12 protein-coding genes are annotated in these 16,656 nt (G+C 40.2%); 9 read left to right on the forward strand and 3 right to left on the reverse strand.

Annotated elements, in window-relative coordinates:
• Window positions 1–294 precede the first annotated feature (294 nt).
• The 6 genes from B3E92_RS08690 to B3E92_RS08715 all read left to right on the forward strand — a co-directional run bounded on the left by B3E92_RS08690 (window position 295) and on the right by B3E92_RS08715 (window position 7,420).
• Window positions 295–1,461 carry a porin gene (locus B3E92_RS08690; RefSeq protein ID WP_286896268.1) on the forward strand — a complete coding sequence of 389 codons (1,167 nt, stop codon included), beginning with the start codon at window positions 295–297 and terminating at the stop codon, window positions 1,459–1,461.
• Between the two features lie 20 nt (window positions 1,462–1,481).
• Entirely contained in the window at window positions 1,482–2,912 is a 1,431-nt protein-coding gene (locus B3E92_RS08695; protein WP_046673349.1) for an anion permease, read from the forward strand.
• A gap of 16 nt (window positions 2,913–2,928) precedes the next feature.
• Complete coding sequence (locus B3E92_RS08700; RefSeq protein WP_070564055.1) at window positions 2,929–3,585, forward strand: succinate dehydrogenase cytochrome b subunit; 657 nt, start codon at window positions 2,929–2,931, stop codon at window positions 3,583–3,585.
• 12 nt (window positions 3,586–3,597) lie between these two features.
• Window positions 3,598–5,514: a fumarate reductase/succinate dehydrogenase flavoprotein subunit gene (locus B3E92_RS08705; protein ID WP_286751914.1), complete on the forward strand. Its 1,917-nt coding sequence runs from the start codon at window positions 3,598–3,600 to the stop codon at window positions 5,512–5,514.
• A gap of 11 nt (window positions 5,515–5,525) precedes the next feature.
• Window positions 5,526–6,275 carry a succinate dehydrogenase/fumarate reductase iron-sulfur subunit gene (locus B3E92_RS08710; protein ID WP_286751913.1) on the forward strand — a complete coding sequence of 250 codons (750 nt, stop codon included), beginning with the start codon at window positions 5,526–5,528 and terminating at the stop codon, window positions 6,273–6,275.
• Between the two features lie 290 nt (window positions 6,276–6,565).
• Window positions 6,566–7,420, forward strand: a complete 855-nt coding sequence (locus B3E92_RS08715) for a polysaccharide deacetylase family protein (protein ID WP_286896271.1) — start codon at window positions 6,566–6,568, stop codon at window positions 7,418–7,420.
• Here B3E92_RS08715 and B3E92_RS08720 read toward each other — a convergent pair.
• Window positions 7,417–7,797: a GNAT family N-acetyltransferase gene (locus B3E92_RS08720; protein ID WP_115048716.1), complete on the reverse strand. Its 381-nt coding sequence runs from the start codon at window positions 7,795–7,797 to the stop codon at window positions 7,417–7,419. The two genes, B3E92_RS08715 and B3E92_RS08720, sit on opposite strands and share 4 nt — an antisense overlap.
• Window positions 7,798–8,288: 491 nt before the next feature.
• Here B3E92_RS08720 and B3E92_RS08725 point away from each other — a divergent pair, with 491 nt between their 5' ends.
• Both B3E92_RS08725 and B3E92_RS08730 read left to right on the forward strand, forming a co-directional pair.
• Window positions 8,289–11,504 carry a SusC/RagA family TonB-linked outer membrane protein gene (locus B3E92_RS08725; RefSeq protein WP_083295857.1) on the forward strand — a complete coding sequence of 1,072 codons (3,216 nt, stop codon included), beginning with the start codon at window positions 8,289–8,291 and terminating at the stop codon, window positions 11,502–11,504.
• Window positions 11,505–11,540: 36 nt separating this feature from the next.
• Window positions 11,541–13,418, forward strand: coding sequence for a RagB/SusD family nutrient uptake outer membrane protein (locus B3E92_RS08730; protein WP_286896273.1), 1,878 nt, complete (start codon window positions 11,541–11,543; stop codon window positions 13,416–13,418).
• A gap of 514 nt (window positions 13,419–13,932) precedes the next feature.
• Here the strand turns inward: B3E92_RS08730 and B3E92_RS08735 are convergent.
• Window positions 13,933–15,144, reverse strand: a complete 1,212-nt coding sequence (locus B3E92_RS08735) for an MFS transporter (RefSeq protein WP_070564519.1) — start codon at window positions 15,142–15,144, stop codon at window positions 13,933–13,935.
• Window positions 15,145–15,232: 88 nt separating this feature from the next.
• Complete coding sequence (locus B3E92_RS08740) at window positions 15,233–15,892, reverse strand: FadR/GntR family transcriptional regulator (RefSeq protein WP_286751910.1); 660 nt, start codon at window positions 15,890–15,892, stop codon at window positions 15,233–15,235.
• Window positions 15,893–16,096: 204 nt separating this feature from the next.
• Here B3E92_RS08740 and B3E92_RS08745 point away from each other — a divergent pair, with 204 nt between their 5' ends.
• Window positions 16,097–16,456 (forward strand): hypothetical protein, encoded by a 360-nt coding sequence (locus B3E92_RS08745; RefSeq protein ID WP_286751909.1) that lies wholly within the window; start codon window positions 16,097–16,099, stop codon window positions 16,454–16,456.
• The last annotated feature ends 200 nt before the right edge of the window (window positions 16,457–16,656 follow it).

Here is a 16,656-nt window from a genome sequence, read left to right on the forward strand (position 1 = left end):
TACCATAATTTACGCGCGAAGTTTTCAGTGAGTTCAATGGCTCCTTAAAAGATCAATCTGCGAATTTGAAAATTAGATTAGTTTAATGTTCGTCCGTGAAATTACACAAAAACATGGAATTTACACGACACCATTTTAGAATTGGACTGGTTTTCTTACAGTTATTAAATTATATTAAAATAACAAAACATTTTCTAATGTTATCTGTTGTTACTACAATACCAAATCGAAGAAGTAACATTATTAACAACGAAAAGTAGGCCGGGCTACTCGCTAAGGCCAAATTGTTTTGATATGAAGAAACATTACATTCCACTCCTTATTGCGTGCTCACTATTGAATAACCTGGCCAACGGGCAAGAAGTAGGGGCCGAACAACAAAGCAAAGTAGATTCTGTAAAACTAACCAAGGATGATACGATTTATCCCAAGCTTCAGGTAAAAGGTTTATTTCAGGCCAGATACCTTGTGAGTGGCACAAAAGACGTAGACGTTAATGGACTGCATCACAGTGATGGTTCTGGTACGGACAACAATTTTATGGTGAAGTATATGCGTGTTCAGATGCGTGCCCAAATTAGCAAACGCACAGAGGTGGCAGTTTTGGCAAATCTCGCGGATTTTAAAAGCGATCCGAAAACAAAAGTTCTTGAAAATGCTTATTTGAAATATACATTTAGTCCCAAATTGGCGATCACAGTAGGCCAATTCCGTCCCTGGTTTGGTATTGAAGAGACCTATCCGATTGATATTATCAAATCATTGGATTGGTCTAATCAATATCTTGAGTTTGGCAAACTCGGCTGGGCAAGCTTTCAGATCGGCGTGGCAGCGACAGGTGAGACCACGCTTGGGGAAATGCCTTTTAGCTACTCGTTATCCGTGGTAAATGGAAATGGAAAAAATCAGGTAGTCGATAACGACAATGGCAAACAATATGCTACGCGTCTTGTCTTTGGTCTCTCAAAGAAGTATAGTGTTAACTTAGGACTCAACGGGGGTATTGGTGAAGTCATGAAAAAACAGGTGCATGCATTGGGTGTTGATCTAACCGGAAACGTGAACTTTGGCAAGCGCTGGAATCTCGATATGCAGCTGGAAGCAAAACAGGCGATCAATCATAACCTGTATTATTCGTTGGACGAAAGTGCTCGTACCGCCAAATTGAGCGACTACCTTGTACGGGGTATTTATTTTCTTCCAAATTTAAGATACGAAGTAAATTATTTCAATTTGAGCGCTTTCGAGCTATCTTGCCGATATGAATACATTGATCCAAATTATAAACTAAATGCAAATGGACGTCAAACATACACACCGATGTTTGGTCTAGAATTTTTAAAAAATTATGGTGCAAGGATTCAGCTTGGTCTCCAGTTAGACCGGTATAAAAAGCAGACCGAAAATACCAGTGAATTCAATAAGAATTTATTTATTATTCAAGTACAAAGTCGATTCTAATTTATTAAACCTCGCTTATTATGAAAGAAATCAGTATTAAAAATATTGCCATCACTTTTCTTGTGGCACTCATTTTATGGTTTATCCCAATACCGAAAGGAGTCAGCCCAGAAGCTTGGCATCTCTTTGCTATCTTCGCAGCAACTATTCTTGGGATTATTTTAAAAGCAGCGCCGATGGGTACCATGTGTATGATGGCCATAGCATTTACCGCGCTGACACAAGTGTTGGCCCCCGGAGATGCTGGTAAATCCATTACCAAAGCTTTGACCGGTTTTGGCGACAAAGTTATCTGGCTGATTGGTATCTCTTTCTTTATTGCTCGCGGTTTCATAAAAACCGGTCTTGGCAATCGGATTGCATTTCTTTTCATTCGTGTTTTTGGAAAAAGTTCGCTCGGATTAGCTTATGGATTGGGACTGGCAGACGTCTGTTTAGCTCCAGCAATCCCGAGCAATACGGCTCGAGGTGGTGGAATTATCTATCCAATTATGAAATCCATGGCTATTAGTTTTGATTCCGTCCCCGATAAACCAGAGACACATCGGAAATTGGGATCCTATCTTACTTTAAATAGCTATTATATGAATCTTATCGCATCTTCGATGTTTTTGACTGGGACGGCCAGTAATCCAATGTGTCAAAAATTTGCTGCGAACCTGGGAATCGACATTACTTGGATGTCCTGGGCGATTGCAGGGTTCATACCTGGTATTGTCGCCTTTTTTGTGGTACCGCTTGTTCTTTACAAATTATATCCGCCTGAATTAAAAAAAACAGGCGATGCGCCGAAGATGGCGGCACAGAAACTAAAAGAGATGGGGCCTATTTCGAGGAATGAGTGGTTAATGCTTTTGGCATTCTTTATCTTATTGGCATTATGGATCTTTGGTGGATCCTTTTCAATTGATGCTACAACGACGGCTTTTATAGGTTTAACGCTACTGTTACTAACCTCTGTGTTGACCTGGGAGGATGTTAAAGCAGAAAAAGGAGCATGGGATACGATTGTTTGGTTTGCTGTGTTGGTCATGATGGCCAGTTCATTAAACGAATTGGGATTCATCGGCTGGTTTAGTGATTTAATTAAAGTACAGATTGGTGATTTGAGCTGGCAAATAGCCTTTCCTGTCATTATTCTTGTTTACTTCTTTAGTCACTACATTTTTGCTAGCGCCACTGCCCATGTAGCAGCGATGTATGCCGCTTTGTTGGGTGTCGGTGTTTCTTTAGGCATTCCACCAATGCTGCTTGCGATGATGCTTGGATTTCTAGGCTCCATCTATGGTGTATTAACACATTATGGCCATGGCCCTGCACCGGTATTTTTCGGAAGTGGCTATGTTGATTTAAAATCATGGTGGTTGCGTGGATTGGAAATCGGTATCGTATTATTGGTGATTTACATGGGTGTTGGTGGATTGTGGATGAAGGTTATAGGTTATTATTAAAAATTAGGATCTTATTATGTTATCTACTTTGTCAAAAAAGATGCTCATGTGCCTGACTGGATTGTTTTTAGCGTTCTTTTTGCTGATTCACTTCCTAGGGAACTTACAGCTATTCTTGCCGCAGGAACAAGCACATTTACAATTTAATGCCTACTCACATTTTCTAGCGGGCAATATCTTGATCAAGATTATCTCCTATGTACTTTATGCCAGCATTATCCTTCATGCCTTAGATGGCCTTGTCATTACATTAAAAAATAAAAAGGAGGGAGCTGTTTATAAATCGGATCATCGCGGAAGAGCAAGCAAATGGTACTCGCGTAATATGGGAATTTTAGGTACTATAATTCTCATCTTTTTAGTTATCCATTTTCAGAATTTTTGGTATGTATACAAATTTGGTGCAACCCCGCTTGATGAGCGGGGGAACAAGGACTTATATGTTTTGGTCATCGCTGTCTTCCAACAATGGTGGTACGTCCTTATCTATGTATTATCTATGATAGCCTTGTGTTATCATCTTATTCACGGGATTCATAGCGCAATTCGAACCTTAGGATTATTTCATCCAAAATTTGTCAAATGGTTTAAGATCCTTGGCATTGGCTATTCGGTTATCATTAGTTTGGGCTTTGCCATGATGCCTGTTTATATATTCTTTACAGTAAACTAAAGCGGATAAATCATGATATTAAATTCAAAAATACCAGAAGGGCCATTGGATGAAAAATGGACACGCTATAAGAAGACTGCCAAATTAGTTAATCCCGCCAATCGCAAAAAATTGGATGTTATCGTGATTGGTACAGGGTTGGCGGGTAGTTCTATTGCAGCCTCCCTTGGCGAGATGGGGTATCAGGTGAAATCATTTTGTTTTCAGGACAGTCCGCGACGGGCGCATTCCGTCGCAGCGCAGGGCGGTGTAAATGCGGCAAAGAACTATAAAAATGATGGAGATAGCGTTTACAGGATGTTTGTCGATACCTTAAAAGGAGGGGATTTCCGTGCACGTGAAGCAAATGTATACCGCATGGCAGAATGCTCACTTAATTTGATCGATCAAGCTGTAGCCCAAGGAGTTCCTTTTGGACGAGAATACGGCGGCTATTTAAATAATCGCTCTTTTGGCGGCGTACAGGTAAGTCGGACGTTCTATGCAAGAGGCCAAACTGGGCAGCAGCTTCTTTTGGGTGCCTACCAGGCACTTATGCGCCAGGTAGGGAAGGGAACCGTGCAACTTTTTACACGACATGAGATGCTTGATGTTGTTGTTATCGATGGAAAGGCACGTGGTGTTATCGTACGTAATCTAGATACGGGCGATATTGAACGGCATGCGGCCCATACAGTTGTATTAGCAACAGGAGGTTATGGTAAAATATATTACCTATCGACCTTGGCCATGGGATGTAACGGTTCGGCAATCTGGCGCGCACATAAAAAGGGCGCATTAATGGCTTCTCCGAGCTGGATTCAGATTCACCCGACGTCCTTACCACAATCGGGCAGTTATCAGTCTAAATTAACCTTAATGTCGGAGTCTTTGCGCAATGACGGAAGAATATGGGTCCCCATGAAGGAAGGTGAGACGCGAGAACCCAACGCTATTCCAGAGGAAGAACGGGATTACTATTTAGAACGACGGTATCCCGCATTTGGAAATCTTGCCCCACGGGATATTTCCTCTCGGGCGGCAAAGGAACGGATCGATGCCGGTTTTGGGATTGGTCCACTCAAAAATGCTGTTTATCTTGATTTTGCGAAGGCTATTAGCGAACAGGGGAAACAGAAAATACAGGAAAAATATGGTAATCTATTTGACATGTATGAAAAGATTACGGGATATGATGCTTATAGCGTACCGATGATGATTTCACCGTCTGCACACTTTTCCATGGGCGGTTTATGGGTCGATTATGAGTTGATGACGAGTCTGCCAGGTTTATTTGCGCTTGGCGAAGCTAATTTTGCGGACCATGGTGCAAACAGACTTGGGGCAAACTCACTGCTTCAGGCATCTGTCGATGGCTATTTTATCGGTCCCTATACGATTGCCAATTATTTGGCAAACGATATTCATACGGGGAAAATTTCCACAGATCATATTGCGTTTGAACGTGCTGAAGAGGATGTTAGAAAACAAATCGACGTATTTTTGAAAATCAAAGGCAGTAAAACTGTGGATTATTTCCATAAAACACTGGGCAAAATACTCTATGACTATTGTGGGCTGGCACGTAATGAAAAAGGGCTTCGCTATGCTATTGAAGAAATTAGAAAGCTAAAACAAGAATTTTTCAAGGACGTTATTGTCAGCGGCGAGGCCGATACGTTAAATAGCGAACTGGAGAAAGCCGGACGTGTAGCAGACTATTTTGAGATTGGAGAACTGATGTGTTATGATGCATTGACGCGAAATGAATCCTGTGGAGCGCATTTTCGGGAAGAATATCAAACTGCAGACGGAGAGGCGCTACGTAACGATGCCGAATATCAATTTATTTCCGCTTGGTCATGGAAGGGAGAAAATGAAGAACCTGAGTTGGTCAAAGAACCGTTGACCTTTGAAGAAATACAACCAACTGTTAGGAGCTATAAATAAAATGAATGATTATGGATTTATATCTTAAAATATGGCGACAAAAGGATCGCAATGCTACAGGCAAATTAGTGACCTACACATTAACTGATCTCAATCCACATATGTCTTTTTTGGAAATGTTGGATACTTTAAATGAACAGTTGATAACAGAAGGAGACGAGCCCGTCGAGTTCGATCACGACTGTCGTGAAGGAATTTGCGGACAGTGCGGAATGATGATTAACGGCATTGCACATGGGCCCCTTAAACATACGACGACTTGCCAGTTACATTTACGTTCATTTAAAGACAAGGATACCATTACCATAGAACCTTTTCGTTCAGCCGCATTTCATATAAAAAAAGATCTGAAAGTGGATCGTTCCGCATTCGATCGAATTATTTCTTCCGGTGGATTTGTCTCTATCAATACGGGGCAGGCTCCAGATGCAACAGCCATTCCTATTTCTCATGAACTAGCTGAATCGGCCTTTGACTCGGCAGCCTGTATAGGTTGTGGTGCTTGTGTGGCGACGTGCAAAAACGGCAGCGCGGCCCTTTTTACCTCAGCAAAGATCACCCATATGGCACTATTACCACAAGGAAAGGAAGAGCGTAGTCAACGGGTATTAAATATGATCAAACAAATGGATAAGGAGTCCTTCGGTCATTGTTCAAATACAGAAGCCTGCGAGGTAGAGTGTCCACAAGGTATATCAGTACTGAATATCGCACGTATGAATTTTGAGTATAACAAGGCACTATTTTTTAAAAAGAAATAAAGACCAACGGTCGAAAAAAGTGGCACGATAGTTTCTTATATCGGATTTATAATAAAGACTGAAGCCATAAAAAGAGCTATACCGGATTGTTGAAGATGACTCACCTTATCCCTGAAAGTAGGGATTTGTAAGATTTTATGGTTAATAAATAGGTTTTTGTAGTAATTTTGAAAAAAGAAATTCATTAAGTTATAGCGATTGATATGAAGTGTAGTAGGTTGTTTGTGGTACTTTTCATTTGTAGTATAGTGTTTAGTGTAACCGCATGTAAGGATTTTTCAAACAAAGTCTTGGGAAAAGGCGAACTGAAGGACACACTTACGGAGAAATTGGTTGTTAAGGAAAAAATACCACATTTGTTGAATAGGTGGGATTCGCTTCAGAAAAATCAGATACACTTTACAGTAGATAGTCTGCACCCTGTTCCGATCAAACAACAAAAACGTGAGCTAAAGGACTCCCTGCGGAAAGCATTTGATAAGCAACCAAAACATATTTATTTGACTTTTGATGATGGCCCATTAATTGGTAGTGCTTTTATTGATTCTATTGCGAAAGAAAAAAACATTAAAGTGAGTGTATTCTTGATTGGTAAACATGCAAATATGAGCAAAGGAAGAAAACGCGATCTTGCCCGTTATGAATCCAATCCGCTTATAGCCTGTTATAATCACAGCTATACCCACGCAAACAATCAATATTCAAGATTTTATAGTAACCCCCAAAATGCTTTTGCTGATTTTGAAAAGAATGAAAAAGATCTCCATTTAAAACATAAAATTGTTCGGCTTCCAGGAAGGAATATTTGGATATATGATAATGTTCGTAAGATTGACCTTAAGAATGGATCCAGCACAGCCGATCTATTGCATAAGAACGGATATACAATTTATGGCTGGGATGTCGAGTGGCGGCTTAATAGCGTTACTGGTACGCCCATACAGAGCCAAGAGTCTACCTTGTCTCATATCCGAAATTATATGAACAACAAAAGCTCAATGGTACCTAATAATGTTGTTTTCTTAATGCATGATGATATGTTTCAAACGCGAAAAGGGCAGCAGGAGTTATCCACTTTAATTGATGCATTAAAAAAAGAAGGCTACCAGTTTGAATTGATGCAAGATTATCCGATTAAGTATTAGATAGGTTCGTCAGCTGTCATCTCATCAAAACCCATTTCTTTTGCAATCTGATGAGCACCAAGAATTAATTTACCGCCAATTCCCTGTCCTTGAAACTGAGGTAGCACAGCGACAGGAGCCAAGGCAAGAGAATCGGATGTTTTTTGATTCTCTTTATCGATAATCTTCACTTTTGTCAGGAGTATATAGCCTGCTATTTCTCCTTCAGCTTCAGCTACCATTGACAGTTGTGGTATAAATTCTGCTGTCCTTCTTAGTTTTTCTACTAAAATGTGCTCTTGATGATCGCTATACTGTTCGTTTTCAAAGGCGAGTCGGATCAGTTCGAATACAATCGTTGTGTCACTTGACTTTTCTGTCCTAATATTTACAGTCATAGTTTTTTTGTAGATACAACTATTTCTTCGCTATTAATAAAGCCGTTTTTGGCCCCATTATTTGTAGGTACATAGTTGTTTAGAAAAAATCAATTATAGATCTAATTATATAGGATAAATATGCGTATTAATATTTGAAAAATTGATAATATAGTTTCTAAATGATAAAAAGTACTTTTCCTCAGGACTTTCTATTTGCAGTGTTTTACTAGTTCTTTGATCTTGCGTTGAGTAGCAAAAGCGCTGGAAACAATTTTGAGAAAATGAATTTACAATTGATTTGTTTTTCAATAAATTATCTGATTACCAATCACTTAATAACAATAGTGTTAAATAGTGTAAAAATAACACTTGCAATGTATATTTATTTTCGTATTTTCATGTTAAATAAACAATTATAAATCGCCTCCAGTAGACACCTAAACCGATACGTCTTAGAGGTAAAAAAAATAACTAATTAAACACAAAATTTAAACAATTAAACAGTTTTTATGATTAACTGCCATTATTTCTCAAATCAATGGAAGAGAGCGTTTTGGACTGGATCATTGTGCTCATTAGTGGCCTTGAGTCCCCAAATCGTCGATGCTACAACCCTCGCAAGCTATGGAATTCTCTTTCAGCAGGAGCAAAGTGTTTCTGGAACGGTGCATGATGAATCTGGAATGCCAATTCCTGGAGTAACAGTTTCCGTCAATGGAACAAAGTTAGTAACTAAAACCGACGTTCAAGGTAGATACAAGTTAGACAAAGTCCCCGCAAGTGCGATTATTAATTTCCGGATGGTCGGCAAACAATCTATGGATGAAGCTGTAAAAGGAAGACAGACCATCGATATCACACTTCTTAATTCGGAATCGAATCTCGAAGAAGTCGTTGTTGTTGGTTACGGAAAGCAACGCAAAGAGACTGTCACCGGTGCCGTAGCCACTGTGAAGGGAAGCGATCTAGCACAATCACCGGCATTGAACGTTTCCAATGCATTAACAGGACGCGTCCCGGGCGTTACAGCAACCAACGGGAGCGCCGAGCCTGGCTACGATGGTTCCAATATCAAAATCCGGGGAACGAATACACTGGGTAATAGCAGTCCCTTAGTCGTTATTGATGGAGTTCCTGCGCGTGAAGGAGGAATTGATCGTATTAATCCCCGAGATATAGAAAATATCTCGGTTCTAAAAGATGCTTCTGCTGCTATTTATGGAGCCAGGGCAGCCAATGGGGTTATTCTCGTTACGACAAGAAGAGGAAAAACAGGAAAACCGCAGTTTTCCTATACGTTCAACCAAGGGTATTCCCAACCTACCGTTATTCCTAAATTAACAGATGCCTCCCAGTTTGCGGCAATTAGAAATGAACTCGAAATTTATAACCTCCCTGTTGAAGAATGGTCTGCTGCTTATACAGCGATCAACGAGAAAGGCAGTTACAATAAACAAGGTGGAGGAGTTTTGGATGCTCCGTTTAAACCAGAAGATATCCAAAAGTTCAAAGACGGATCAGATCCTTGGGGGCATCCCAATACTGACTGGTATAAAGCTACGCTAAAAAACTGGTCACCTCAACAGCGCCACAACCTCCAAATCAATGGCGGTACTGAGGATGTCAAGTATTTGATGTCTTTGGGGTATCAAAATCAGGATGCCTACTATAAAAATTCGGCTACAGGTTATAAACAGTATGACTTAAGGATCAATCTGGACGCCAATATAAGTCAGTATATCAAAACACAATTTGGTGTTTTAGGAAGACAGGAAAACCGAAATTTCCCCACCAAGAGTGCTGGCACGGTCTTTAGAATGCTGATGCGGGGAAATCCAACACAACCAGCAATATGGCCGAATGGAATGCCGGGACCAGATATCGAAAATGGCGAAAACCCCGTGGTAATTACGACCAATGCGACAGGTTACGATCACGATAAACGCTACTATTTTCAAACAAATGGTCAGGTTGAGATTACAAATCCCTGGATAGATGGTCTTAAATTAACGCTTAATGCCTCTGTCGACAAATATGTAAAAAATCAAAAAACATGGGTTACACCCTGGACTTTGTATTCTTGGCAGGGCGCTTATGAGGCCGATGGCAGCACACCACAACTGGTTCCTGGAAGACGTGGGCCTGCCGATCCAAATTTAAACCAAAGCAATGAAGATCAACTGAATATCTTACTTGGTGGAATCTTAAGCTTTGAGCGGAAATTTGGTGACCATCAGGTAAATGCTATAGCCGGTATCAACAGAGAAACAATTGATAATGATAAATTCAGCGCGTATCGTCGCTATTTTCTTTCAAATGCGATCGACTATCTTTTTGCCGGTGGAGAACAGGAAAAAAATAACGATGGATCTGCATGGAAAAGAGCGCGGCTAAATTACTTTGGGCGATTTGGCTATAATTATAAAAGCAAGTATATCGCAGAATTCCTTTGGCGTTATGACGGATCGTATATGTTCCCTGAAAGTGAACGGTTCGGTTTCTTTCCAGGTGCCATGGCGGGATGGGTCGTGTCGGAAGAGAATTTCTGGAAGGAAAATGTCCCTGTAATTAATTATTTCAAGATCCGTGCGTCATATGGCCAGATGGGTAATGACAACATCTACTATGATGATAAGTTACAAGAATATCAATATTTTTCAACCTATTCCTTTGGTACTTATATCGTCAATGATAAGCTAGCCAAAACCCTTTTTGAAAGCCGTGTTCCTAACGAGATGATTACTTGGGAGGTTGCCAATAACTATAATTTAGGGTTTGATTTTCAATTTTTACAAGGAAAGCTGAATTTCGAGTTTGATATTTTTAAAAATCGCCGTAATTCCATTCTGTGGAGAAAAAATGCATCAATACCACAAAGTACAGGGATGACATTACCGGCAGAAAATATTGGTAAAGTGGATAACAAGGGTTGGGAATTTAACTTAGGTTATCGTGGCAAGGTAGGAGATTTGGGGTACACGGTAGGTGTGAATGGTGGTTATGCTAAAAACAAAATTATCTTCTGGGATGAAGCCCCGGGCGCACCTGCATGGCAGCAAAGTACAGGTAAACCTATCAAAACGGATATTTATTATGTCTATGACGGCGTATTCCGTGACATGGAAGATATCGCCAACAATAAATTGGACTATAGTGCCATTACGAAAACTTTACGCCCTGGAGATATGAAATATAAAGATTTCAATGGTGACGGAAAGATTACCCCGGATGACAAAGTAAGGCGAGACAAGAATAGTGACCCAACATTTCAGGGAGGTTTCAATTTTAGTCTGACCTATAAGGATTTTGACTTATCGGTACTATTTCAAGGAGCTACAGGAGGAGAGATACGTGTAGGAACAGATGAATCTGGATCTATCGGAAATTTTGTGGAAGAATTCTATGATAAACGCTGGAGCATCAGTAACCCAAGTAGCGTTTATCCACGTTTGACAGACCGTGGCAATCAATATTATTCTTATAACAATACCTATTGGATGCGGAGCACCGATTATTTGCGGCTTAAAAATGTAGAAATAGGATATAATCTGGCCTCAAGCATTTGTAGTAAAATTGGCATTGGTTCTTTACGGCTATATGCAAATGGCATGAACTTAATGACGTGGAGTAAGATCAAAATGTATGACCCAGAAGCCGTTAATGCATTAGGGCAATATTATCCGCAGGCAAGATTGATTAATTTTGGCGCATTATTATCGTTCTAACCAACTGTCATATTAAGAACTTAACGAAGAATAAAAATGAAAAAAATTAAGAATATATCACTTATACTACTTGTACTTTCTGCATCATTACAAGCTTGCAATGATGATTTTGTGAGCACGAAGCCACTCAGTGAAGTTCCACAGGAGATCGTTTGGTCGGATGCTGGTTTGTCTGAGGCTTTCGTGACAGAAATCTATAACGGTTTTGGAGTAGGAGGATTTTATGAGCAAGAAATGGCATCCATGACCGACGAAGCCTTATTTACACACCCTAATCGGGGCATAAATACCGTGACCGAATCTCGATCAAATCCAGCTGATCAAGGCTATATTATGGATACTTACGAATACGGTCGCATGTATACGCGCATCCGGGCAACTAACATTGCCATCTCCAATTTGAGTGCACCCAAGTTTGACAAAGCAAAAGCCGATAAGCTGTTAGGCGAAGCCTATTTCATGCGTGGGTATTATTATCAACAGCTCTTACGCTTTTATGGTGGCATCCCCATCGATAATAAGATATATACATTGAACGATAAAGACTATATGGTTCCGAGGAATAGCTATGAGGAGTGTGTCAATGCCATCGTGAAAGATCTAGACAGCGCAGCTCTTTTGTTAAAGGGCAGTTCATCAACAAAGGGACGTGCAAATGAAACTGCAGTATTGGCCTTAAAATCAAGGGTATTACTCTATGCTGCCAGCGATCTCCACGATGCGGGTAAAGCCAAAGCAAAATCAACATTATTGGCAGGGTATAAGAATCCAGAATATCTAATGTACACGAGTGGCAATCAGGTGGAGCGTTGGACAAAAGCAAAAGCCGCAGCAAAAGCCGTACTGGATCATACAGAATTCGCCTATAAGTTAGACCTAACTCAACCCGCTTCGCCTAATGAGGGTACTGCCAACTATATGGCCGTATCGTTAGGAGGGGGGAGCAAGACAGTTGATTTTACAGCAGGAAAAGATATTATTCTGGGGAGATTCTTTATTGACGAAAAGGACGAACGTGGTGGCTGGGTAGGGCGAGACAACGGTCCAAATGGCTATCATAACTGGGCCGGAAATACACCGATACAACTCTTGGTAGACGACTACGAGACTATTGATGGCCAAAAATTCAGTTGGTCAAATCCTACTATGGCAGCCAGCCCTTATCAAAATCGTGACCCACGTTTAAAGGCAACAATTTTATACGACGGTGCGGATTGGAAACCTAGGACAGCCGATGTCGCGGAAAGAGATAAGGCGAATCAAATCCAAACAGGTCAATACGAAATAATGAATGCCAAAGGACAAAAAGTTATCCAATTTGGCCTTGACACAAGAAAAAGCCCGATTGAAGATTGGAATGGTTCACGGACAGGATATTATATTCGTAAATTTACAGATCCGGACCCTACAATGCAGGATCAAAACACAAGACAGCGCATTCCCTGGCCAATGTTTCGCTATACAGAGGCGATATTGAACTATGTAGAAGCATGTCTTGAATTAGGAGAAGAGAATGAAGCTAAAACATGGTTAAACAAAATCCGCTTTAGAGCTGGAATGCCTGCAATTCCAACCGCCGAAACCGGAGCGGGTCTAAAAGCACGTTATAGAAACGAGCGCCGCATTGAATTAGCCTACGAGGAGCATCGCTTCTTTGACGCGCGACGTTGGATGATAGCCGCGGAAACTCTAGGTCGTAAAGCAAATATTATAAACATCACGGGAACCCTTAAGGCGGGTAAAAATGTAACTCTTTATCAATATAATCCCGATAACTATACCTATACCTATACGGTATCCAATATTGATCCAGGTATCGAAAATAGGAACTGGGATGACAAGATGTACTACACGTCTTTACATCGCGATGAGGTTAATCGAAATACGAAATTGATCCAAAATCCAGGTTACTAGTATTTAAAGAAGCTGTCCAAATGTGCAGTGCCCCCAGAAAATGTCTAACTTTTTGGGGGCACTGCATTTTTTTGGACAGCTTTTTTTGCGGCTAATTTTTATACGTTTTGAATAGGTCCAATTTTAGTAACTATGCTGTATTGATAAGCGACAGGAATAAGTTTCAGTATATGCTGCTAGTGGCGGCAATATGCCTTAGATACCTATTGTGTTCGTACCTGCTTCGGACAAGCTTCGGAGCTCACCAGATAAGGATTAGCTATTGGCCAGTTCCTGACCAGTATTTTCCTGTTCGGAGACTGGTCAATGACTGTTCAGCATCTGTACGGAATCTATTGATGATCCGAAGAAAGTACGAAGCAGGTACGAAGCAAAGGGCTTCCCACTCGCTTATTTTGGGTATTTTTCATCGAATTTCACCATAGCTCTTTGGACAGGTTGAAACTTTATCTGCAATTCAAAAATAGTTTCCACAAAACGGGTGACTAACTTTTCGGACACACGGATTATATAATTACTTTTTCTGCTGACTTATATTAGGTAATAGCCCTGTAACTACTCCGATTAATGGAAGATAAGCACAGATATTAAATACATATTCGATTGAGGTTTGATCTGCAAGCCAGCCCAGAACTGCTGAACCAATTCCCCCCATACCAAAAGCAAAGCCAAAAAATAAACCAGCAATCATTCCGACCTTTCCTGGGATGAGTTCTGTCGCATAGACCAAGATAGCAGAGAATGCAGACGATATAATAAGACCTATTAAAATAGCGAGGATAATGGTTAGCCCTAGACCGACATGTGGCAATAGTAATGTGAACGGAGCCGCTCCGAGAATCGATACCCAGATAATTAGTTTACGCCCATAGCGATCTCCCAATGGGCCCCCTAATATAGTTCCCGCAGCTACAGAAGCAAGAAATATAAATAAGTATATCTGAGATTCCTGAACCGAAACATGGAATTTATTGATCAAATAGAAGGTGAAATAACTGGTCATGGAAGCCATGTAAAAATATTTGGAAAAAATGAGTACCAATAAAATTACAAGTGCAAATACTACTTTTGATTTTGGCAGGTCGGCTTTTGAAGCACCAACAGCAGTTGTTTGTGTCTTAGGCTTGAGATGTATTTGATACCAATTACCGACATAAGTAAGAATCATAACGGCTACAATGGCCAATACGCCAAACACACCAATGTATTGTTGGCCCAAAGGGATCACAATAAGCGCTACAAGAAGGGGACCTATCGCACCACCAGCATTACCACCGACTTGGAAGATAGACTGGGCGAGCCCCTTTTTGCCTCCGGAAGCTAAATGAGCAACTCGAGAAGCTTCAGGATGAAATATAGATGAACCCATCCCAATAAGACTTACAGAAAGGAGAATGTAGATAAAGTTTGACGCAAAAGAAATGCATATCAATCCTGCTAAAGAGAAAAGCATACCGACAGCGAGTGATCGTGGTGTAGGGTTTTTATCTGTATACAAACCAACGAAGGGCTGCAAAATAGAAGCAGTAAGCTGAAAAACCAACGTTATAATACCAATTTGGGTAAAACTAAGTGCATAATTTGATTTTAACATGGGATATACTGCTGGGATGACCGACTGAATCAAGTCATTGAGCAAATGTGAAAGACTAATCGCAAATAAAATCGGATAGACGGTTTCGGAGCTTTTCCAAGATCCACTCGGGTTTAATGATTGTGTTTTCATAAAAGAAATATTCATCAGGTCATCTGATGTTTTAATTGATAAATATAGAGTATATTGAGATTGATAATTTGCATTTGCTATAGGAAAATTACAGCTGTTGGATAATTCGGTTAGCAATATCAACAGCTTTTTTCACTTCTTTATCTTTGATTGCCAACATCAGTTCCTCGTGTTGCTGTTGTGAAGTTAAGAAGGGTACTGTATCCTTATAAATAGTCATGAAGAACTTATTGACATGTTCAGATAAAGTTGTATATAAAGCGGTCAAAATACTATTTCCACATGATTCAGCAATCGCACTGTGAAAGGCAATATCGGCATCCACGCACGCCATCAAATTTCCCATTTCGGCATATTTCGCTCTATTTTTGAGCGCTTGAGCCATATCCTTGAGGCCTTTCGAAGTACGATTTACGGCAGCTTTTTCAATAATTCGCAATTCCAATACGTGTCTAACTTCAAAAATATCGTTAAAATTGGCTTTTTCAATTTTTGAGTCAAGAGCATGATGACCTGTGCTACTTTTAACAAAAGTACCAAGACCTTGTTGTACATTGAGATAGCCTGATTGACTTAAATATTTGACCGCCTCACGAATGCTGGATCTGCCCACAGCAAATTGTTTCATCAATTCTGGTTCCGTAGGAAGTTTAGATTCTACCGGAAATTCACCTAATTTGATTTTTTCTTCTATTGCCGCGGCAACTTCCTCTGCCAAGGATCTTCGTACGATAGCTTCAGTCTTCATATAGTCATATCATCTGATGATTGCAAAGGTAGTAGAATTTTTTGAATTCTTATTTATTTTCAAAAATTTGATCAAACCAACCGAATATTGTTACGACTACATCAGATATTTATTACAGTGTTTACTGTGTTAAATTTATTGGCAGTTTTAGGTTAATTAACAGTGAGGCTGGTCCTCCAATGTATTTATCTAAAACTTAGTAACATGAAAAAATTAATGATGAGCGCCGTAGCCTTGGCTTTAATGTCATCTGCTACTTTTGCGAAAACGGGGCCAAAAGCGGCCGACAACAGCCTTGTTGAAAAATCAACGATTTACAAATCACAAACTGGAAAAGCTAATTTGAATATCGTGAGCGACGCCAAAGAGATCAAGCTCGGAAAGTCTCGTACGCTATGTAGATTGACGATGAGTATCTATAATACAAGCGGTCAGTTGATCGAAACTCAGGTTCTCACGTACACCAGCTATGGAGCCAATGATATGTATTATAGCAGCTGCGGAGCATGGTTTAGTGCTACCATTCAGAATTATCAAAACTATTATGGTAATCCGAATCATTAAGTATCAACTAATCAAACGATGTAACGGGGCTAGCATGCCCCGTTTTCATTTTTCCACAATTCAACCAAAAGGAAACTTCTATTGACGATCCTAATACGACAATGAAGATGCTACTGTATGCAAACATGCGATAGGGCTGACAGCTGATGATGTTAGAAAAGCGAGATACCGCTTAGTAAAAATAAATTGATCGTATTCGG

The organism is Sphingobacterium sp. UBA6317 (assembly GCF_002440385.1).
Lineage (GTDB): Bacteria > Bacteroidota > Bacteroidia > Sphingobacteriales > Sphingobacteriaceae > Sphingobacterium > Sphingobacterium multivorum.

Bases quoted from the DNA above. Each gene is read 5' to 3' on its own strand.
- B3E92_RS08710 (WP_286751913.1), top strand. From the start codon at position 5,526: ATGGATTTATATCTTAAAATATGGCGACAAAAGGATCGCAATGCTACA.
- B3E92_RS08700 (WP_070564055.1), top strand. From the start codon at position 2,929: ATGTTATCTACTTTGTCAAAAAAGATGCTCATGTGCCTGACTGGATTG.
- B3E92_RS08740 (WP_286751910.1), bottom strand. From the start codon at position 15,892: ATGAAGACTGAAGCTATCGTACGAAGATCCTTGGCAGAGGAAGTTGCC.
- B3E92_RS08730 (WP_286896273.1), top strand. From the start codon at position 11,541: ATGAAAAAAATTAAGAATATATCACTTATACTACTTGTACTTTCTGCA.
- B3E92_RS08735 (WP_070564519.1), bottom strand. From the start codon at position 15,144: ATGAAAACACAATCATTAAACCCGAGTGGATCTTGGAAAAGCTCCGAA.
- B3E92_RS08690 (WP_286896268.1), top strand. From the start codon at position 295: ATGAAGAAACATTACATTCCACTCCTTATTGCGTGCTCACTATTGAAT.
- B3E92_RS08705 (WP_286751914.1), top strand. From the start codon at position 3,598: ATGATATTAAATTCAAAAATACCAGAAGGGCCATTGGATGAAAAATGG.
- B3E92_RS08695 (WP_046673349.1), top strand. From the start codon at position 1,482: ATGAAAGAAATCAGTATTAAAAATATTGCCATCACTTTTCTTGTGGCA.
- B3E92_RS08720 (WP_115048716.1), bottom strand. From the start codon at position 7,797: ATGACTGTAAATATTAGGACAGAAAAGTCAAGTGACACAACGATTGTA.
- B3E92_RS08745 (WP_286751909.1), top strand. From the start codon at position 16,097: ATGAAAAAATTAATGATGAGCGCCGTAGCCTTGGCTTTAATGTCATCT.
- B3E92_RS08725 (WP_083295857.1), top strand. From the start codon at position 8,289: ATGATTAACTGCCATTATTTCTCAAATCAATGGAAGAGAGCGTTTTGG.